The organism is Bartonella bilalgolemi (assembly GCF_023500045.1).
GTDB classification, from domain to species: Bacteria; Pseudomonadota; Alphaproteobacteria; order Rhizobiales; family Rhizobiaceae; genus Bartonella; species Bartonella bilalgolemii.
Genome location: NZ_JAMCOF010000002.1, coordinates 120775 through 142983, shown reverse-complemented (window position 1 = coordinate 142983; position 22209 = coordinate 120775). Strand labels below are relative to the sequence as shown.

The 22209-nt window shown below is 32.2% G+C and carries 16 protein-coding genes, 1 tRNA gene and 2 pseudogenes; 8 read left to right on the top strand and 11 right to left on the bottom strand.

Features of this window, described 5'->3' with window-relative positions; translation table 11 throughout:
- Positions 1-150 precede the first annotated feature (150 nt).
- The 7 genes and pseudogenes from M4Z11_RS01970 to M4Z11_RS01940 all read right to left on the bottom strand — a co-directional run.
- Positions 151-579 (bottom strand): cytochrome c-type biogenesis protein, encoded by a 429-nt coding sequence (locus tag M4Z11_RS01970; RefSeq protein ID WP_249675482.1) that lies wholly within the window; start codon positions 577-579, stop codon positions 151-153.
- A complete protein-coding gene (locus M4Z11_RS01965) occupies positions 576-2540 on the bottom strand; it encodes a heme lyase CcmF/NrfE family subunit (RefSeq protein ID WP_249675479.1) in 1965 nt (654 codons plus the stop codon). Before M4Z11_RS01965 ends, M4Z11_RS01970 begins: the two co-directional genes overlap by 4 nt.
- Positions 2530-3027: a cytochrome c maturation protein CcmE gene (ccmE, locus tag M4Z11_RS01960; RefSeq protein ID WP_249675476.1), complete on the bottom strand. Its 498-nt coding sequence runs from the start codon at positions 3025-3027 to the stop codon at positions 2530-2532. Before ccmE ends, M4Z11_RS01965 begins: the two co-directional genes overlap by 11 nt.
- Before the next feature lie 152 nt (positions 3028-3179).
- Positions 3180-3959 (bottom strand): tetratricopeptide repeat protein, encoded by a 780-nt coding sequence (locus M4Z11_RS01955; protein ID WP_249675472.1) that lies wholly within the window; start codon positions 3957-3959, stop codon positions 3180-3182.
- 74 nt (positions 3960-4033) lie between these two features.
- The gene (locus tag M4Z11_RS01950) at positions 4034-4462 is read right to left on the bottom strand and encodes an RT0821/Lpp0805 family surface protein (protein ID WP_249675469.1); all 429 of its coding nucleotides are present in this window, start codon (positions 4460-4462) and stop codon (positions 4034-4036) included.
- A 209-nt stretch (positions 4463-4671) separates the two neighbouring features.
- Positions 4672-6073: pseudogene (locus tag M4Z11_RS01945) on the bottom strand (sensor histidine kinase).
- 3 nt (positions 6074-6076) lie between these two features.
- Positions 6077-6522, bottom strand: a pseudogene (locus M4Z11_RS01940) (response regulator transcription factor); the annotation flags it as partial.
- 610 nt (positions 6523-7132) lie between these two features.
- Here M4Z11_RS01940 and M4Z11_RS01935 point away from each other — a divergent pair.
- The 3 genes from M4Z11_RS01935 to M4Z11_RS01925 are packed head-to-tail and all read left to right on the top strand — an operon-like array spanning position 7133 to position 10431.
- Positions 7133-9256 carry a transglycosylase domain-containing protein gene (locus tag M4Z11_RS01935; RefSeq protein ID WP_249675464.1) on the top strand — a complete coding sequence of 708 codons (2124 nt, stop codon included), beginning with the start codon at positions 7133-7135 and terminating at the stop codon, positions 9254-9256.
- 49 nt (positions 9257-9305) lie between these two features.
- Positions 9306-9899: a DUF1214 domain-containing protein gene (locus tag M4Z11_RS01930; RefSeq protein ID WP_409337878.1), complete on the top strand. Its 594-nt coding sequence runs from the start codon at positions 9306-9308 to the stop codon at positions 9897-9899.
- On the top strand, positions 9892-10431 hold the full coding sequence (locus M4Z11_RS01925) for a DUF1254 domain-containing protein (RefSeq protein WP_249675458.1): 540 nt from the start codon (positions 9892-9894) through the stop codon (positions 10429-10431). Before M4Z11_RS01930 ends, M4Z11_RS01925 begins: the two co-directional genes overlap by 8 nt.
- Before the next feature lie 493 nt (positions 10432-10924).
- On the opposite strand, the gene M4Z11_RS01920 is transcribed toward M4Z11_RS01925, so the two are convergent.
- On the bottom strand, positions 10925-11293 hold the full coding sequence (locus M4Z11_RS01920) for a hypothetical protein (RefSeq protein WP_249675455.1): 369 nt from the start codon (positions 11291-11293) through the stop codon (positions 10925-10927).
- A gap of 1006 nt (positions 11294-12299) precedes the next feature.
- On the opposite strand from M4Z11_RS01920, the gene M4Z11_RS01915 reads away from it, so the two are divergent.
- Positions 12300-12761 carry a DUF5330 domain-containing protein gene (locus M4Z11_RS01915; protein ID WP_349628736.1) on the top strand — a complete coding sequence of 154 codons (462 nt, stop codon included), beginning with the start codon at positions 12300-12302 and terminating at the stop codon, positions 12759-12761.
- Positions 12762-12891: 130 nt separating this feature from the next.
- Positions 12892-13302 carry a SufE family protein gene (locus tag M4Z11_RS01910; protein ID WP_249675453.1) on the top strand — a complete coding sequence of 137 codons (411 nt, stop codon included), beginning with the start codon at positions 12892-12894 and terminating at the stop codon, positions 13300-13302.
- A 107-nt stretch (positions 13303-13409) separates the two neighbouring features.
- On the opposite strand, the gene M4Z11_RS01905 is transcribed toward M4Z11_RS01910, so the two are convergent.
- Positions 13410-13847 carry a Ros/MucR family transcriptional regulator gene (locus M4Z11_RS01905; RefSeq protein ID WP_249675450.1) on the bottom strand — a complete coding sequence of 146 codons (438 nt, stop codon included), beginning with the start codon at positions 13845-13847 and terminating at the stop codon, positions 13410-13412.
- Between the two features lie 522 nt (positions 13848-14369).
- Between M4Z11_RS01905 and M4Z11_RS01900 the strand changes: the two genes are divergently transcribed.
- The gene (locus M4Z11_RS01900) at positions 14370-16463 is read left to right on the top strand and encodes a S9 family peptidase (protein WP_249675446.1); all 2094 of its coding nucleotides are present in this window, start codon (positions 14370-14372) and stop codon (positions 16461-16463) included.
- Positions 16464-16547: 84 nt separating this feature from the next.
- Here M4Z11_RS01900 and M4Z11_RS01895 read toward each other — a convergent pair whose 3' ends face one another.
- Positions 16548-17150 carry a superoxide dismutase gene (locus M4Z11_RS01895; RefSeq protein ID WP_249675441.1) on the bottom strand — a complete coding sequence of 201 codons (603 nt, stop codon included), beginning with the start codon at positions 17148-17150 and terminating at the stop codon, positions 16548-16550.
- A 1810-nt stretch (positions 17151-18960) separates the two neighbouring features.
- Positions 18961-20154, bottom strand: a complete 1194-nt coding sequence (locus M4Z11_RS01890) for an outer membrane protein (protein ID WP_249675438.1) — start codon at positions 20152-20154, stop codon at positions 18961-18963.
- Between the two features lie 290 nt (positions 20155-20444).
- Between M4Z11_RS01890 and M4Z11_RS01885 the strand changes: the two genes are divergently transcribed.
- Positions 20445-21230, top strand: coding sequence for a DUF1499 domain-containing protein (locus M4Z11_RS01885; protein WP_249675433.1), 786 nt, complete (start codon positions 20445-20447; stop codon positions 21228-21230).
- Between the two features lie 508 nt (positions 21231-21738).
- Positions 21739-21813: transfer RNA gene (locus M4Z11_RS01880), tRNA-Gln, on the top strand.
- The last annotated feature ends 396 nt before the right edge of the window (positions 21814-22209 follow it).

Below are 22209 nucleotides of genomic sequence, written 5' to 3'. Positions count from 1 at the left end.
TAAATATTACCGTTTTCTGTCTAAATTATTAAAGTTTTGTAAAGTCGATGATAAATAAATTCAGATGATAATAAATCTAAAAGATCCGTTTAAATTCCTTGCTTTTCTTTTACTCATATTAAATTGCAACAATATTATAAAATGCTTCCATTAATTAACATCCAAAGAAATGAATGCCTTTCTGCTTGTCCATTTTATTCGAAATAAAATGAAACTTATACCAATAATAATTATGATCAAAGGTGATAACCATAAAAACCACGTCGTTTTATTAAATGGTGGTGTTAATAAAATAAATTCACCATATCGCTCCACAAGAAAATTAATAACCTGCTGATTATTATCGCCTGCTTTCAAGCGTTCACGAACTAAAAAACGTAAGTCACGTGCTAATGAAGTATTTGAATCATCAATTGTTTGATTTTGACAAATTGGACAACGCAAATATGATGAAATATCACGAGCGCGCGCTTCGAGTACTGGATCCATTAAAATCTCATCTGGCTCTACCGCTCTCACTAATTGCATAGAAAAAATGAGCACAAAGAATGTAAAAGTCCCCCAAAAAAGCTTCCTCATCTTGATCCCTTTATAATCGATTGCAACCGACCTACACGTATCCAATGATTTAAAAGAGACAATCCTCCTCCTACTGCCATCATAAATGCACCAAACCAAATACATATCACATAAGGTTTCCACCATATATGCACAACAAGCCCTTGATCATTTATACGACCAGGAGCAATATAAAATTGAGAAAAGCCATGACTTTTAATACCAACTTCCGTTGTTGATCTATTGTGGCTTAAATAAAAACGTTTCGAGGCTACCACATCACTAATCACATTTTTGTTATCATATATTTTAAAATCAAATTGTATTGCTGAATAATTTGAACCTGCAATATTATGAACTTCATCAAAACGAATAGTCTTATCAGCTATCGTAACTGTTTCTCCTATTTGCATAATTAAAATACGTTCTTGCCCAAAAGTTGCAACACAGATAATGCCAAATAATGTAACTCCTAATCCCATATGTGCCAACGCAGCACCAAAAACAGACAATGGTAATCCCAAAAATCTCTTAACTCGCACTAAAAAAGGTACCTTATAATAGCCACTCTTGCTCCAAAGATCAGCTAAACCACCCCAAAAAACAAAAACTGCAAGTCCAACGCCTAAAGCGGCAAAAATATCACGTAAAGAATTTACATAAAATGTTATAAAACACGCTACACAAGCCAATGCAAATACAAACCATAATCGTTCGAAAACTGCAAAAAAATCGCCATGTTTCCAAGCTATCATCGGCCCAAATGGAACAAACAACAAGAGTACCATCATTAAAGGTCCAAATGTAAAATTAAAAAAAAGAGCACCTACAGAAATTTTTTGCCCCGTTAATGCCTCAAAAAAATAAGGGTAGAGTGTACCAATTAAAACTGTTGATGTTGCTGTTATAAGAAGCAAATTATTTAAAATAATAAAACCTTCACGCGAAACTGGATAAAAAAATCCCCCTGTTTTCAAAATAGGCATCCGTATAGCAAAAAGAAGAAGAGCACCTCCCGTGAAAAAAAACAAAATAGCAAGAATTGCTTTCCCACGTGTTGGATCAACAGCAAAACTATGTATAGACATTAAAATACCCGAACGAACAAGAAAAGTTCCCATAAGAGAAAGAGAAAACGTAAGAATAGCTAAAAATAAGGTCCAGCTTCTCAATAAGTTTCTTTTTTCAAAAACAATCACCGAATGTAAAAGAGCAGTTCCCGAAAGCCAAGGCATCAATGAAACATTTTCAACTGGATCCCAAAACCAATAACCACCCCAGCCTAATTCATAATAAGCCCAATAAGACCCGACCGTAATGCCAACTGTCAAAAAAATCCACGCAAGCAAAACCCATGGTCGTATCCAATAGGCCCAAATCTTGTTAAGATATCCTGTAATCAATGCAGCTATTGAAAAAGAAAAACAAACCGAAAAACCAACATAGCCCAAATAAAGAAGTGGAGGATGGATTGCTAAAGAAATATCCTGTAATACAGGATTAAGATCATTTCCCTGCAACACCGGTGGATGAACACGTATAAATGGATTAGATATAAAGAGAATAAACAAAAGGAAAGCACTTATGATCCAACTTTGGCAACTTAAAACTAATGCTTTAAACTGTTCTGGTAATTGTCGAGAAAATAATGCAATCAATGTACTAAAAAAAGCTAAAAGCAAAACCCATAATAACATTGATCCTTCATGGTTACCCCACACACCAACGATTTTATAAAGAATTGGCTTTTCTGAATGAGAATTCTCAACAACATTAAGAACAGAAAAATCAGATACAATATAAGCGTAAACAATGATCAAAAAAGATAAGAGCAATAATATAAAAATGATATACGTTAACGGCACTGCTAATTGCATCAATAAAGGCTTTTTTTGTAAAGCACCAAAAGTTGGTAAAAATGCCTGCAACAAACTAACTGCCAATGCTGCAGCTAAAAAAAGATGACCCAATTCAACGAGCACAATCGAATTGCCTCTTCATATTCTGACACTTATTTACGCGATCAGCCATTTCTCTAGACATATAAGTCTCATCATGTTTTGCCAAAATACGCGTACCTATAAAAAGTCTTTGTTTATTGAAATATCCTTCTACAATAACTCCTTGTCCTTCACGAAAAAGATCCGGTAATATGCCAGTAAAAACAACCTTTTCACGTTTTAGACTATCAGTTACAAAAAAGGTAACCTGCATATTTCCACTGTATTCAACAGTTCCTTTTTCAACAAAACCACCTAAACGTAAGGAACGCCCCGTTAAAATATCTTCTCTTGTAATATCAGATGGCGTACGAAAAAAATTCACTGTATTACGAATTGTATACAATATAAAACTCGTAGCAATTGCCATAATAAAAAGACATGACAAAATCATAAGTAGTCTATTTTTCTTTCGCTTCTGCAAAACAAGCTCAAGTGAAAAAAAATCTTTTAAAGGTCGACTGTTCATGGCCTACTCATGAAAATATTTTCATCAATGTATGTTGTATACATGCCCTACCTTTTACTAAAATAGCTTTGTATATTCTTTGATATAAGTAAAACTTAATTATACGTATTTTTCCATCTCTGAATAAACTCACCTAATTATGCAATTATAAATTAGTCTAAATCTTGCTCATCAGAAACACTACGCAACTGAATAATCATTTCTTCAATACGCGATCTTCCTTTAATATTCTTAGGCGTTGTATTAAGGAAATTTTGTAAAAGCTGAACCGCTTGAGAAGAGCGGCCTGCTTGATAAAAAGCACTTGCTAAAAGTAAATGAGGATAAAAATCTTTTGGTGCTAAATTAACAGCCTTTTGAAAAACATCCTGTGCTTCTTGCGTAATCACTCCTCCTTCGTAATTAACTAACGCTAAACCATATCCCACCAGCCTTGGAGCTGTTTCTCCATTTAAATGAAGTGCATATAAATAGGTATTCACAGCATCCTGAAAACGACCTGCTTCAAGATACCCTACTGCCAATGCATCTGCTATCTTTCCATCATGAGGCATACGAAAAAAAAGCACTTCTAAACGAATAAGTCTTTCATATTCATTTAGCGTATTGGGATCTCTCTCCATCAATTCACTAAAAAAATAACTTTTAACTCTTGGACTGCCCGTCAGACTATAAACACCCCATGTTACAAAAAAAATAAATAAAAGACTTAGCACTATAAGCGCACAAAAACTTTTTGGATATTTATAAAGTTTTCGTATACTTTCTTCGTCAAAAGTGCAACGTTTAAAATCAGCTTTACTCTCACAGTGTTGAGTGTGATCAATACTGAAAAAAGAAATTTTCTCTTGCCTTATTCTACAATAAAAAAGCAGAAAAAAAATAATTGTAAAAAAAGTAAAAAAAAATGCAGCTAAAACTGATAATAGCATATCACTTTAACACCAATATAGAAATCAAAAAACTACAACCAATTTCTTTCATATTCTTATATTAATTGTAGCGCTTATATAAGAGGCATCCAACTTCCATCAGGATTGCGACACGCGCTACCGTAAACTACTTCAGATATACCATTAAGTGTAAAAGAATGACTATACTGACGACAATTTTGTGAACCAACTTGATAAAACTGCCCTGCACTTACTTCACCAAAAATACCTCTTTTTGTAGATACCCAACGCACTTTTTTTCCAGCGTTAGCATATTCGAGTGCATTATATTCTGCTTGCAAAACTTTATAACGATCGCCTAAAGATAATAGCATAAAAGAAGATCCAAGGAGACCAGTCCCCATCCCATTAATCTTATCGAAATTAACCTCTTCTACTTCTACATTTACATTGAGATCCTTTGTATCTAATTTCAATGTATGGCTACACCCTAACAAACTGACAATCAGCATACCAATCAGTAATAAAAAAACTTTCTGCATTATGACACCATAAAACTCATCATCAATTTTTCTGATATCTATAACACCATAAAAACAAAATTTTCATTTATATTCTCCATTACATACAAAGATAGCTATTAAGGCACGAAGATATTATTATTTGCTATCTTAAGCTATATACAAAATATTGCTTTGTTATTACAGATGTCGTCTTTGATATATACACCAAGTAAAAGAAAATACATTTATCATCTTGGTAATACAATTTTTGTATATAATCTACCCCGCTTAGAACGCGACAAAGAAAAGCTTCCACCATATTCACTGACCATAACTGAAACAATCGCTAATCCTAATCCTGTTCCTGGCTTACTTCCATCAAACCGTTGACCTCTTTTTAAAGCTTTATCAATTTGCTCTTCTGTCAAACTAAGACCATCATCTTCAATAATAATACTAAAGAATGCTGTTTCTTCAAAACTTTCTTCTCAAAAACAACAAATTAAGATTTTAATACGAAACCACCGAGCAGCATTCTCAATCACATTACCCGCAATTTCCTCTAGATCTTCCTTTTTATCAGAAAAAAATAATATCATTAACATCCATAGTAAATTGAATCTGTTTACCAGAATTAAATTTTTTCATGACCCTAACCAAACGATTAATTGTTTCCCGAACAGCTATATGAGAAACAATACTATCACGCCGTGCTGCAATCCGGACACGACGCAAATAATGATTAATCTGAGTACGCATTATTTTAGCTTGCTCGTGCAATAAGAGGGCTAGTTCCTCTGCTATGTTATCGACTTTATTAATGATAACTGATAAAAGTGTCTTTAATGAATGAGCAAGATTAACAACCTGAGTTCGAAATTATTCAATAATACGCTGATTATTATCAATAAAAGCATTCATTTTTGTGCCAATGACATAACCTCACTCAATAAATCTGTACTTATATAATCAGTTTTTCCCATGCGAATATCATTCAACGTTTGTTGAATTCATCTCAATAGCTGAAAACTAAAAAATAAGAAACAAATTGATGAGAACACTATTTATATCAAAACTCCACAGAAAAATTTGTAAAGTCTGTTCAAATTATTTACCTGTGCATACACTTCATCAATATTTCCAACAAAGCGAAAACGAGCAACATGACTCTGATTATCAAAAATAACAAACTTTCAATAACTTTCAGGTTTTCCACATCTATACCTTTATTCGATAAGAGAGAAAAAATTGACTATTAAAAGAGACATTAACAACGCTCGGTAAAAAAATTTCTTTAGTTCCTAATGATCGTGATACCAATCTTCCATGTAAATTAAATGATACAGGCCACACCGCCCAATACCATCCAGATGTTGAATCTGAATAATGAATATCACCAAATTTATGATTCCCTTTCAAACATCCCTCAGATGTAACAGTTACAGCTATAATCAGACTATAAAGATGAGAAGAAAGAATACCATCCAAACTTTGTTAATTTAAACACTTATAGAATAAATACTGACTGCTGAAACAGATAAAAATGAAATAATGGCCTATAATGTTGATAAAATCATAACACGTAGATCCAGAGATTTTTCAATAAAAAAATAACCGCTTCAATCGGTTATTATTCTTCAAAACTCTCATTTGTCACCCAACATTATTTATTCTACAGCCTAATCCACGACCAGTCTCAATCAAATCTACTCCAAGTTTTTTACGCAACTGCCTTACAAACACTTTAATCGTATTCGAATCTTTAACAAAATCCTGATCATAAGGTACTCAATAAACTCTGTCCTTGCAACTACTTTATCGCTATGATGCATAGTATAAGACAGAAGCCGAAATTCATATGATGTTAATTTAATTAACTCTCTATCAATAAAAATACGAGAAGTTTTAGAATCTAATAAAACCTTCACACAAAATAACATATTTGTTGCATGTCCCATCGAACGGCGAATTAAAACGCGCAACCGTGCCGTCACTTTCTCTAAATAGAATGGCTTAACGACATAATCATCAGCAACCGCATCAACACCACGTACCTTATCAGACCAACGATCACGCGCTGTTAACATTAAAACAAGCATCATAAAACTCTGTACTGCCTAAAAATAGGCATCACTCCACCTGGAAAAGTGAATCGGCAGCAATAACAACCTCAACACATCGTGATTTATCTTCATTATGCTCAGGAAAAACAATCACAACCACACACATATTTTTGCTATCTTCGACACTCGGTGTTGAACAAGTTATTGTTCCATTTTATTGCATAGCAACTTTTTTTCCTATTTTAATACAGTCAGCTGCTAAAAAATTTAAATTAATAAGACTTATGAATATCGAAAAAAGAAAATTTTTTATAAGTCATTTTATCTGAATAGAAAACGAATAAACGAACTAGTTTATTTCTTAAATTAAAATCACACAAAGAAAAATATAACCTTATTATATATATATCGTAATATTAAAATTTTAGTAATTATAAATTCATTTTTTAATGACCTGCAAAATTAAAATAACAAAAATTTTTTAAAATATAAAATTAAATAAAAACTAAATATATGTGTCAAATAAACTAAGTATCAAAATCCCAAATAAATTCTTTTTTTGCCATGCCTATAGCAAAAAAGTTCTTATACTCCATATAATTAATTATCAAATTGTTCAGTTGCATTACTTTATCATAGGCTTTTTATGTTTGATTTTTTAAAAAAAAAGAAAATCCAACAAAATAAACCATTCCATAGCCCTAAACTTATTGAATTAGACGCATGGCTAGACACGACACTTTACAATATCCGTACTTTTCACAATTTCTTCTGGAATAGAACAGCTCTTATTTCACAACGTTTTCATGTACGAGGATGGAAACGATGTATCGTTGAAATCCTCGATGAAACATTAACATTAGGGTTGATTGGTTTTACTTTATTCACCATCGTTGGTCTTTCTGTTTTTGAATTAACAAAAAAAGATTGGTATTCATCCAAGAATTTTTCCATTCTTTTTCTAGACCGCTACGGAAATTCTATTGGATACCGTGGAGCTTTACCAGCTCTATCTGTCCCTGTCGAGGAAATGCCTGATTATCTTATCAAAGCAGTTCTTGCAACAGAAGATCGCCGTTTTTTTCATCATTGGGGAATTGATTTTTATGGTCTTATACGAGCAATTACACAAAATATACAAGCTAAAATTATCGTTCAAGGTGGTTCAACTCTTACACAACAACTCGCGAAAAATTTATTTTTAACACATGAAAGAACTATAACACGCAAAATTAAAGAAGCTTATCTTGCTCTATGGCTGGAAGCAAATCTCAAAAAAAAACAAATTTTGCAACTCTATCTTGAACGCGTATACATGGGAGGAAATAATTTTGGTATTGCAGCGGCATCAAAATTTTATTTTGATAAAAATGTACGCAACATATCTTTAGCAGAATCTGCTATATTAGCAGGTCTTTTTAAAGCACCGACAAAATATGCTCCTCATAGCAACTTACCTGCTGCACAAGCACGTGCAAATACAGTTTTATCTAATCTTGTTGACAGTAATTTTATGACGGATAGCCAAATTATCAAAGCATACCGCTACCCTGCTAAGATTATTACAAAAGTAAAAAACAGTCAGCCTAATTATTTTCTTGATTGGGCATTTGATGAAATACGCCAAATCAGCAATCAATTACCAAGCCATACCTTAATTGTTCAAACCACTCTTGACCCAAATATTCAACGAGCAGCAGAAGAAGCAATCGAATATTATCTATACCAATATGGCCAACAATATCACGTAACACAAGCAGCCACCGTTATTCTTGATAATAACGGAGCTGTACGCGCAATTGTCGGAGGACTTGATTATGAAAAAAGCCAGTTTAATAGAGCAACACAAGGTGGTCGACAGCCTGGTTCTTCATTCAAACCATACGTTTATGCAACTGCAATGGAACATGGTTTATCCCCCAATACTATAGTCTCTGATAAACCTATCAATTGGGGCGGTTGGTCGCCACGAAATAATTCTGGCCGTTATATCGGCAATGTCGATTTAGCAACTGCTTTAGCCTTTTCTATTAATACAGTACCTGTCCATATTACTTACCAGTATCTTAATCGTGATACTCAACCAATCAGAAATTTGATTAAAAATATGGGTATTAATTCTCATATTTTATCACACAAAACCATGGTTTTAGGGACATCCAATATGACACCAATGGATCAAGCAATTGGTTTTAATGTCTTCGCTAATGGAGGCATAGCTGGAAATCGCCATGGCTTTACACGAATCAGCACAATAGATGGTCATGTAATATGGGATTGGACACGTAATGGTAAGAAATCATATCAAGTTATCAGTAAACAATCAGCTGCTTATATGAATCAAATGCTGGTTGGCGTTACAACACGAGGATCTGGTAAACGTGCAGCGCTGCCCATGTCACTTGTTGCTGGAAAAACTGGAACATCACAAGCCTACCGTGATGCTTGGTTTGTTGGCTTTACTGGTAATTATACCGGCGCTGTATGGATGGGAAATGATGATTTCTCATCTATGAATCGCGCTTTTGGTGGTGTTATTCCTGCCATGATATGGCATCGTATTATGCTCTATGCACATCAAAATATAGTTCTCCAACCACTCTATGGAGTAAAAAATTCTATTTTGCCTTATCAGTCACCAATTAATTCTCCCCATGATAATAATCCTTATATCATTTCTAAATTGCCGCAAATACTCTCACCAGCAACATTAAACGCTATACGTTCTATCAACAAAGACCTACAAAAACTACCAAATATGACCTTATAAAATACGAAAACTACTTTTTCTTCAACAAATGCAATTTGAGTATCCTACAGTGCTTTTTAATATCACTTTTACTTTTCTAATCTTCGTTTTTTCCATTTTATGTGGAATATTCAGCATTAATTATATGCTTAATATTACCGTCAATTTTGAGTGTTTAAAGATTAAAGAATGGAAGAGCTATTTACACATAGGAACAGCTAAAGCTGATCCTTACACCCGCGCACGCACTGCAAAGCATGGTGATATTTCCCTTGGATATCCAGAAAATCTGACTTTCCAACTTTGGACAGATAACCAGGGGCATCCGTTACATCCTGACTGCCATTATTTACTTAAAGGACACATTCCTGAAACGCGCCTCTTTACTCTGTACACAGCTGATAAATTCCTTAAACCATACACTTCAGCAAACAATACTCCTTCTGCACTCCACACTTACAACGTAATTTATGAAAATGATGGTTCATTACGGATAAATATTTCACCAACACCGCAAACAGGCAATTGGCTTGCATCAACTAGTAAAAAAGAATTTGGACTTATCCTTAACTTATATGACACTTCAATTCTCTCTACAACAGCACTACGAAAACCTATGATGCCCTCTGTAGAACGAATTCCATCAGGAGAAAAATGTGTTTAAATTCATTCATACAATTCTTCTTATAGGAATCAGTACAATCATTGTTCATATTGGTATTTTACTGTTAATTCCTCATTACACACGAAATAATATATGGACAAGCCTTGAAAAAATAGGGCCTCCTTATCAATTTGTCGACCTGGCTTCATATAATCCTATTCGCCAATCTATGGATCCTTTATTTCTTCTTAAAGTATGCAAATTTAATCTGGAAAATGGTCCTGTTCACTTAACCACTCCGCAAACAACACAATTTTGGTCATTGTCAGCCTATACAAGCGAAGGAATTATTTTCTACAACCTCAATGATAAAACAACTCCAAATGCTAAGCTCAATCTTATTATTGGAAGCCCTCTACAAATAACAAAACTCAAACACTCAAAAATTGAGCATACTCTTAACCCAGTTTTAGTCTCTCAAAAATCAAATGAGGGTTTTACTATTTTACGCGTATTCACTCCATCTCCACTTGAAAAAAAAGAAAGTGAATCCTTTCTTGCAAAAGCAACTTGTCGTATATTCAATAAATAAAATTGCCCTGATCTTTAATTTAATAAACCAACTTTAGTATTTTAATCAAAGTCTTGTAATCAATTTCTCTATTATGGGAAAGCGTAAATATTTTTGACTATTTAAAATCATTTTCAGTTCTTAATCTTCTATACAGATGATTATTTCTCTAAGAGCTGAAAATATATAAAGCTCCCTTTCTCAAAATAATATCCACAATACAACATTTAAAATGGCTTCTTTGAGTAAAGCATTCAATGTCGTTATTGAAGCATTTGCTATCTTTAATGCACTATACCTAATAAATAAAAACTATAATTCTCTGATTATTTATAATAAAATATTTTTTAAATGCTAATGGATCATTTTATATTCCTACTATGTTCTAATATGATATATATTGGCGTTACTTACTTCATCTAGAAGACCACCGTATAATTTAATTTTGCCAATTTCTTCTACCTATCTACTAAATTTCCTGATATTGCTTTTTGAGCAAGCACGAAGATAAATCTTAATGTAAACTACTTGAAATAGAAGCAGAAATAATATGAGAATCCGCTTTGTTTCTTATTTGTTTTTCAGATAAAATAGAATCTTCTGCTACAGCTGAAACCAATGCTAAATTTATATTAGTCAATACATCTTGGTGCATTTTCATTTGTGAAAACAAGGCATTCATAATAAAAAATCCAAAACTTATAATAAAAATAAATAACCCTATCACTAAACAAGCATTTGCACATGTATGGCGATAAAACTGTTTTATTAACCAAAGAACAAAACGAAACATTACTGTCAAAAACGCTATAGTAATAATCCTCTGTTTTACAGATTTATTTTTTCGTTTCTTTCGTTTATTTGCCATAATAGAAACTAACATATATTATTTTCATTTTCAGTTAGTGAAAAATTATTTATATTACCACTCTCTATCCTTTGATCTTACATTCAACAGAACTTTAACACAAATAAAAGAAATTCCTACTATACAGTATTTTATTTCATGTTAAGCTATTACCTCATCCAATTATTTTTTCTATTATTATCTCAGTCGCATTATATAATTAATTTAATTACACTCCTTTTGTACCTATATTTGATAACATTTAAAATCAAATTAAGCTTTATTGTAAAATACAGCATACACTTTTCAAAGACAATGTAATAATAAATTTATACCTTTGTATAACAGTAAATTAGTATAATTATTTCAGATATAATATAATATGCAAATGGTAATCCATGCTGTTAGTATTCAACAAATTTCATAGACTTCATCTATAACTGTATTTGAAATTTTCAAGATAATAAAAAACTACTTAATTTTTTTAACACAAATTGGTTATTTTTTCTTTTGCCGTAAAATAAAACTTCACTCGCAAAATTATGAAAGTCCTATGAATAATCCGAACAATGAGAAAAAAGACTAAAAACTAAATCAGTCTCTTATCTGGATTTCAATCTACAATTTAATACTAGCTCTAAACTGTAATATTAAAAAATGCACTGTATTTTACTAGAATTTTCTATATTTTTGCCTATTAATTTCAAAAGTCTAAAATTTCATTCAATTATTTTGGAAGAGGGTATTTATAAAATACTTTTCTGCTTAAAACTATCCATAAAAACAGCACAAAGCATACAAAAGTTGCACAGCACTCTGCATATTAATTTAAATATCATTAGATGCCCGCTGTTCATACCTCTTATAATGTAATAATCCTATTTATATTCTACTTAAAACACAAATGGTATACATTCTCAATACTTTCCTATATACAAACAAATTTAATGTTAAATTTTTAATAAAACAATGATAAAATATCATTTATATACAACACAAAATATATATTTTATAATATCACTCACGAGATAAATCATTCAAAATGAATGCTCAATTTCATAAAATATTAAGCATTACGAATACCGCATCAAAATATTATAAGTTATCCTTATATTCATTTATAATAGCAGCATATTGGTCTAATATGATACGTTTTTTAATAAAATCAGCATTTTTTTTATTTTTTATTTTTATCATCATCTCGTTTTTTACAACGAAGCAAAACAATAATAATCCTTCCTCCTCTAAAGAAACTGATGCAACAACAAAAGATATAATTATTGCTTTTAAGGAAACTATAAATGATTTAGGAATGTTCTGTGAACGAAACATAGAGGCTTGTAAAATCGGAAAATCCTTTTTAGGATCAATGGGTGAACGCGCACGTAATGGTTCAAAAATTATCTATGAATATCTTGACCGTACATTTAGCAATAAAAACACGAGAGCTCCCCAAGAAAATAGCTTCAGTACAGGTACAAAAAAACCAAAAGAAAATAAATAATATAAAATTACCTTGTAAAAATACTCTTATTTCTTCTAGTACTTCTCATTAACTTCATTAAAAACAAGATAATTTCTGTCAACAAGAAGCCATCATAAAAGCGCCTCAGAAAACAAGGAAGAAGTTTATTATGACAAGAACGATCGATGATATTATAGAGGATTTTTCCCAGCTTGATAACTGGGAAGATCGTTATCACTATGTAATTGAGCTTGGCCATGCATTACCACCTTTTCCAGAAAGTGCGCGAAACGATACTAACAAAGTTCGTGGTTGTGTTAGTCAAGTATGGCTTTTTTCCTCACGTGATAATTCAGAAAATCCAATATTAACATTCCAAGGAGATTCTGATGCTCACATTGTACGTGGTCTGATCTACATCCTTCTTGCTTTCTATTCAGGCAAAAAAGCTTCTGAAATCCGTGTAGCTGATGTTGAAGGACTTCTTGCAAAGCTTGGTCTAAACGAAAACTTAACGCCACAACGATCTAATGGCCTTAAAGCAATGATTAAACGAATTCGTGCAGAAAGCTTTCTATAACAATAAGACTCTTTTTCCCCCAAATACATTAAATCTTCATCACTAACATGCTTTCTAAAAAATACTTCTAGACTTCAAATTAAGACAATATCTTTGAAATAACGCAACTATTTGATTTTCTTTTTTTCGCTTTTACGTCCAAGTCCCATTTCTTTAGCCAAAGCTGAACGTGCTTTCGCATAATTAGGTGCGACCATGGGATAAGAGCTGTCTAATTGCCATTTTTCACGATATTCCTCGGGCAACATCCCGTAATGCGTCATGAGATGACGCTTTAAAGACTTAAACTTCTTTCCATCTTCAAGACAGATAAGATAATCAGGAAAGATTGAACGTTTTGGATTAACAGCAGGCCTTTGTTTTTCGACTTCAACTTCCGCTAATGTCATATTCCCCGCTTTTAGAAAAGCAGCATGAACATCAGCAATCAAACTTGGCACTTCCGCCGGCCGTATCGAATTATTACTCACATAAGCAGCAACAATATCGGCAACCAACGTAATAACTAAATTGCTTTCAGTCTCCAAGACTGGACGATGTTCCATTCTTATTTCCTTTAATTTTAACCGAGACATCATTGTATTTATACTCGTAATAACGAGATTATACACATATAAGGTTCATATTGTACAAAAATCTTTTTTGTCAATTCAATTATTTTATAAAATTGCGTTAACACAAAAAAATCAAATAAACTTCTCTTTGTTGTCATATTATATAATAAAAACGCATAAAATTAGAACTAGAAATGTCAAATGCAAATTTATAATATAAAAACAATTTTTCATTTTAAATAAAAACGTCACACCTTGTATGAGTTCCATCAATTTCAATTTTGATATCAAAAATTAATCTTTTCTTAACAAAAAAATAATTTAAGAAATTATTTTTAATTTCAATAATAAAAATAAATATCATGAATAAAAGTGTAGCATATAAATTATAAAATCCATCTAACTTATATTTTTGTAAATAAATAAAAACCCATTAGGCATTGGACTTGAATTAATCTATCAATAATCTTGATTTAACACATAGAAAATACTGATATCTTCATAGGATTATGCATGCCTCGTTCGTCTATACTCCCTCCAAAAGCACCCAAAATTATTCATAAAGAAATTCATCACGGTATTTACCGCGAAGATCCTTATCATTGGCTGCGGGCCTCAAACTGGCAAGATGTTTTAAAAAAAACCAGCTGTCTTGATAAAAAGATTCAACAACATCTCGAAGCAGAAAATGCTTATCAGACTGATCAAATGGCTGATACAAAACCATTACAAGACTTACTTTTTTCAGAAATGAAAAACCGTATTCAAGAAAATGACAGTTCTGTTCCTATAAAACATGGACCTTTTGCCTACGGATTCTCTTATGTAATCGGAGGTCAACAACCACATTATTTCCGCACACCAAGAAATGGTGGGGAAAAAAACATTTACCTTAATGGTGATGTTTTGGCGAATGGTAAAGATTATTTCAAATTTGGTTCAGTTCAAATATCTCCTAATCATAAATATGCAGCATGGACTTATGATGATAAAGGCTCTGAATATTACACAACTAAAATTCATAATTTTGGAGTATTGCCTCACTATACTGATACAATCATTAATACATCCGGACAAATCGTATGGGATGCCAATTCTGAAGGATTTTTTTATACTAAAATGGATAGAAATCATCGCCCTTCAGAGCTTTACTATCACCGATTAAATACTGATCAAGCTCAAGATAAACTTATTTTTTGTGAAAATGACCCAGGATTTTTTCTATATGTGAGTGGTTCTAAACTGAATGACTTTATTTATATTAATATTCATGATCATGAAACTTCAGAAGTCTGGCTGATCCCTGCCAATGCTCCTCTCAATTCTCCTCAATGTGTACGAAAAAGAGAAAAAGGCATTGAATACTCACTCACAGAAGGAGGCGATGTCTTTTATATTCTCACTAATCGAGATAATGCAAAAGACTTTAAAATTATGGTAGCACCATATACATTACCGCAATCAGAACACTGGTCTGAAATTGTACCACATCAATTGGGGCATCTCGTCCTTTCCCATGATGCTTATCAAGAATTTCTAATTTGGCTTGAACAATTTGAGGGACTTCCTCGTATACAAATCATGGAGCGGACCACTAAAAAAACTCATTCTATTGCTTTTACAGAAGAGGCTTATTCTTTAGATCTACAAGGGGCAGCTGAATACAACAGCCAAACTATTCGATTTATTTATTCATCCATGACAACCCCTAATCAAGTTTTTGATTATGAAATAAAAAATCGTAAAAAAATTCTTTTAAAAACGCAAAACATTCCTTCTGGGCATAATCAAGATAATTATATAACACAACGTATTATGGCAACTGCAAGTGATGGAGAGAAAATCCCTATCTCCCTTTTTTATCATAAAACTACTGATCTTAATGGTAATGCACCTTGCCTCCTTTACGGCTATGGCGCCTACGGAATCTCAATTCCTGCAAATTTCAATAGTAATATATTTTCGCTGGTCAATAGAGGCTTTATTTATGCTATTGCCCATATTCGTGGAGGAAAAGAAAAGGGGATGGAATGGTATGAAAAAGGAAAACACCTCTTTAAAAAAAACACATTTACAGACTTTATTGCCTGTGGACGTCATCTCGTCAATAATAAATTCACTGCTCATGATCGACTAATTGCTTATGGCGGTTCAGCAGGAGGAATGTTAATGGGTGCCATAGCAAACATAGCCCCACAAGATTTTGCTGGTATTATCGCAAATGTTCCTTTTGTAGACGTCCTAACAACAATGCTCGACGCTTCATTGCCTCTAACTCCTCCAGAATGGCCAGAATGGGGTAATCCTCTTGAATCTGAAGAAGATTATCATCTTATTTCCTCCTATTCGCCCTATGATAATATCAAGGCCCAACAATATCCTCCTATTCTTGCCATTGCAGGATTAACAGACCCTCGCGTAACGTACTGGGAGCCTGCAAAATGGATAGCGAAATTACGTGATTTAAAAACAGATGATAATGCAGTTTTATTACGGATTAATATGGATACAGGCCACGCAGGGGCAGCTGGACGTTTCTCAAAATTAGAAGAGATTGCATATATATACGCATACATTCTGAAAATAGTAGGAAAAAACAACTGCTAACTTCAATATCTTATCCTACGAAAGGCTTCATAAACTATAAATTTGAAGCCTTTATTAATTATAATGAACTATACACTCCCAGTCCTATAATACATAGCTTTCATAAAGTTCTAAAACATAATCCCAATTAATTAAATGATCCACAAATGCCTCTAAATATTTTGGACGAGCATTACGATAATCAATATAATAGGAGTGCTCCCATACATCAACACCTAGAATAGGTTGCGCATCATGAATTAAAGGATTCTCGCCATTTGGTGTTTTCATAATTTCTAGTTTATCATCCTTAAGAGCAACCCACGCCCAACCAGATCCAAATTGAGCACCACCAGCTGCTATAAAATCTTCACGGAATTTATCATAACCACCAAGATCAGATTCGATAGCTTTAGCTAATTTTGCAGGAAGTTTTTGTCCTCCACCACCTTTCTTCATCCAATTCCAAAAATGGTTGTGATTATAATACTGAGCTGCGTTATTAAACAAACCAGGATTTTTTCCAAAGCTTTCTCTAATAAGATCTGTAAGATTCTTATCTTCTAAGCCTAAATCTCTTATAAAATTATTAGTATTCGTAAGATAAGCAAGGTGGTGCTTATCATGATGATATTCAAGTGTCTCGCGTGACATATAAGGCGAAAGGGCATCATAATCATAAGGCAACTCAACTAATTCAAAAGTCATTTAAAAATCTCCTTGATTCTAATTATTAATCTCACTCCTAAATCTAATTTGATACTTATAATATTTTTAAGAACAAACATCGAATAATGTTTGATATCAATTGAATAATATACACTATAATAGCTTTTGAGGATATCTGATCATTAATCAATGATATTGCCTTGAATACAATCATATTCTGATAAATATTCCTAATCTGATTATCTACCAAAATATCAAATTACCTTTAAATAATAAAAAGAAGAAGAGTTAATAGCTATCGGTTCTTACATTTTCGACATAAAATATTGTCCAACACCCCACGAAAATATTCTTACCTGTCTTTACAAAACTCTTCCTAGCATATTTGTCATTGAACTTGTTACTCTTTTTATCACAGAATCCAAAATAAGGTTGCTAGTGACTACTTTTTAGAAATTAAAGTTTTCTTTTTCTAGATCTTGATAATATCTCATAAGTTGCATCACACTTAATACCCTGTTTATACTGATCCCAAATAGAACTAGAGGCAATAAATTTCTCACTTTCCTCTGCATTATTGGCCTAATCTATGAATGTAGAGGAAAAATTAATATATGTTACACAACCAATAAAGCTACTTCTTTTTCTAAAGTTGAAATAAGTTCTCCTCCTATAGAAAGCTGTTCTATTGCCTTCATTGTATTAAACTACGGATTAACACAAAAAGTTGAAGCAGCAGCTCTTAACCGCCTTAACTTCACATGGAATATCAATATGTAATACATATTGAATACAATTCCCAAACTCAGTTAAAGAACTCCTGGAATATCAAGTGAGCTCTGTAAAATAAATCTCAATGCCATTTAAACAAATTAAACAAAAAATCTGTTCAATTTTCTCAATTAAAACCTTAAGAATATTATTAATAAATTAAATATACTTCATCAAAGAAAAAATCAAACGCAATTTTTTAGATTACCAATTTCCGCAAGTTGTTCAAAAAGTTTTAAGAGTAGCTATAAAAGAAATATTGAATAAAATCTGGAATGAGACATCATTTATCTACTACACAAATATTTATACTCCCTGTTCATCAATTTGCGTACGCATAATATTAAAAATTCAATAATAGATTTACCCAAAAAATGATTTCTACCCTGCGTTTTAAAACAAAAAGTCGTTATTTAATGGCTCCAACAAGTGACTTAGCTATATTTCTATAGCGAGCTGACACCTGAAAAAAAGATCTGCACTATAAACAAATAGTGCTTGCAGATCTTTCAAGCCAATAAGAAAAGACTTCATCAATAGCAATACGAAAGACACCATTCAGTATACCTTTCTGTACTAGCGTTACAAAAAACCAGCAATTTCATATCTGCTATTGTTGTACAAATTGAATGTTATTGTTCTCACAATAAATCAAAACTTCCAAACTCTTTATCTTCTTTCCTTATTCAAGAAATTTACAGCTCTACCCATAAAAATATAGATATACTTTTCATAAACTAGATGGAGTTTAATAAAAACTTATATTTTTTAAATCACCCTTGTATCTTTCTTATTTATAAATTTATTGCTAGCCTAATCAATCACCTTACACTAAACTCTTCCTACAGTTCATCTGAAAAGTCTATATTCCAACAGCAAATCTACACATTATAATATTTTTACTGCATTACATCTTTTAATTACTAGAAACCTTATAATGAAATTTTAAATAGGATTTTCTAATTGTCACTCTGCAAAACTTACCTCTATAGCTATCCTCAAACCCCTTCCCAACTACCTTAAAGCAGGTTTTCATTCAGAAAAATATAACTTTTAAGTAATTTTATACTTTAACAAATTAAAATTTATAAGCTAAACCAACACGAAAATCATTAGTTTTATAGTATTTTAGGTTTATTTTGTTGAATTTCTTTTCACCAAAATCGGAGTAACGATACTCTGAGCGTAGCAAAATATGATCAGTCACCGCAAAATCAAAACCACCCCCAAGAGTATAACCAATCATTGTTTCTGCACTATCGAACAAACTCGAAGAAGTATTTTCCTCGTCTATTCCCTTAATTGACTTCGAAAAAGTACCTTGAATCTTTGTATAAGCAATACCACCAGCAATATAAGGCATAACACGACCATTAGACAAACCTAAACGTATCCGCGTAGTACCGATCCATTCCTGTTTTAAAGTATGAGTATATCTTTCAACAAGATTAGGCTGTCTTAACATTGGGTTCGGTGAACTTACACTTCCCGAAGCAGGAAGCGGTGATATACCCTCAGGAGAAACACCTTTTACCACGACAGGCTTGGATTGAATACTAGATGAATCAACACCTCCTGTTGATCGTTTCTTTCTTACAGAAAATGAGGTATCAACATCTCCTCTGGCAGCTGAAGATCTCAATTTTCTTGTATCGCTAGCAACATATGTTTGCACATCGCGTGCCTGAATAACGCTGTTATTAGGATTTGTTATTGTATAAGTAATGACTTGAGGATAACTTGAAGTTGAAGGAGAAGGTGGATAGGCAATTACCATTTCCTTTCCCGAAGAAGTACTTACGCGCTCCTCACCCGATGGTGTCAAAATCGACATTGAACGTGCAGGCGCTCTTGACGGCGCTCCGCGCTCTGCTGGTTTTTGTGGCGGAACAAAATTTTCAAATTTGTTTTTAACAAAAACTTTTGTATCCTTTTTATTAGAGAAAACGATATCTGTATCAACACCTAGAACAACACGATTACCCAAATCAAAGTTAAAACCAGCGTAGAAACCGCCCGTAATACCAGAAAACTCAGATGAAAAATCTTCATCAATCGAATTCCATTTTTTAGTTTTATCTATATCATTATATTGTAAAATAGCAGAACTAGAAAAGCTGCCCATCTGTCCCCCAAGATAAAAACCTTCCCAAGAATAAACAGGAGCAGAAATTGATTTTAAATTTGAAGGAACTACGATATCAGCCGCCTGTATTTTAGAAGTTAAACTAATAACTAAAATGGATACCATCATAAATACTTTAATATTCATCTTTTAAAAACCTAAATTAAATACAAAACATTTCGTTAAAAAAAAACATAAACAAAATAATATTACGACAAAATGTCCTCTTTTTTCCAAAGACTCTCTTATCTAACATAAATTCTATAAAAAACAAATTGATAATTATTCATATGAATAAATTAATTTTAATTACTGATAATGTATATTGCTTAAAGTGCTCTTGATTTCAAAAGTAAGCGCTCTATTTACTTATATCATTAAACATAAAATCTAAAGAAGATTTTGTTTAGAGTACTTTATTGGGGAAAAAACGTTTCATGAAAAAGGAATATGTTTTGTTTACCTCAAGAGCAGCAGTATGGTCTCCTCGTTTTAGTGGATTGGCATTTCTGATTTTATTATTATCAACACTTTTACAACGCTATTCTATGCTTCGTATCAGTGATTTTATCGTTTTAGTAATCCTTTCTGCCTGCTGTATTTTTCTCTCTCTTTTTCTTGCTATCAAAGCACTCTATAGTTTATGGACATACGGTACTAGAGGTGGAATGAAAGCACTGAAAGGTATCATTTTTTCGTTAATCACTGCCACACCACTGGTACTATCTACTGGATGGTGGTTTGCCTTACCAGCTATTTATGATGTTTCTACTGATACACAGAAACCACCAGTTTTTTTCCGTACTCTGCGTCCTAATGATTCTTTACCTTTCAAAAATGATTTAATTAAACAAGCGACAGTACAAATGTCACAATGGCCAGAAATGTCAGGACGTCGTTATGACGGCTCACCTGATTATATTCGTAAATCAGTTTTTAATGTCTTAGCAGCCCGCGGCTGGCCTGTGCTAGCTCAACAAAGTATCAAAAGCGAAGATAATGAATTTTATATTGCAACAATAGCAAAAACTATTTGCCTAGGTTTTATTTCCGATATTGTAATTCGCTTAACAGATGAAGGAAATACAACTTTTGTTGATATGCGTGCTACTTCGCGTCATTTGCCAAGAGATTTTGGTACAAATGCTGCTTTCATCATTGCTTTTATGGATGCACTTGATACCGAAATAGCTTCTATTCCTTTTTCTTCAAGCAATGAATAAAAATTATAAAATATGATTACATTTTCAAAGTAAATAATTATTTTATTTTGATATAAGAAAAAGATAGATAATTAAAATATTTTCTACAATTTTAAATTAATGCCCCAATAAATTATTTTATAAGCTTTGTAATTGAATAATTTCTGTAATTACATTTGCCAAAACGGTATTTTTATAGATTATTATGATGCTTCAATTTTTGAAAAAATACAATATTTTTTTTTGATTTGTATACGCTCATAAACGTAGATATTTATGAATTTTATATTATAAATAATAGATATTGAATGTTAGAATAATTACTGTAAGGAAAATGTGATATTTGATTGATATACATCAAATTAATTTTTTAGTGTAATTTTCTTAGAAGCTAGTAATGTATTTTTATGATATCATGATAGAAATAAGCTTTTATAAGAAGAAAAAATGAGCACTTCTGCTTTCACATATTGCGTACAGTTGTAAAAATCGTTATAAGGCGCGATCACTAGCGTGATTATGTTGTCTTTGGGGTATAGCCAAGCGGTAAGGCACCGGTTTTTGGTACCGGCATTCCCTGGTTCGAATCCAGGTACCCCAGCCAGTTTTTCCTAAATCACAAGTTTAGGTGTTGATTCTTTATAATTCTACCATGAGGTTCTGCTGAATTGTTTTTACAATCTGTAGTTGATTGCATCATCGCATACTATATAAATATGATTATAACAACTAATCAATAAGATTCTTTAATAAGCCTAGTGTGCTTTATTTTAAAGAATATGTGCTTGCTAATAACAAAGCTAATATTCTAATATTTTATAGTTATATCTTTATATTAAAAGAAAGTTTATGATATTTAATCAATAATTTAGAGTAAAATTTGTTCCGGTTAATTTATAAAACTCATATCTATTCTAGATTAAATTATTGAAGGTAGTAGCTCTATTACTAAAGGGCAAGATCGAAAAGAGTAGAACTTATTTATGTAAATAATTAATTT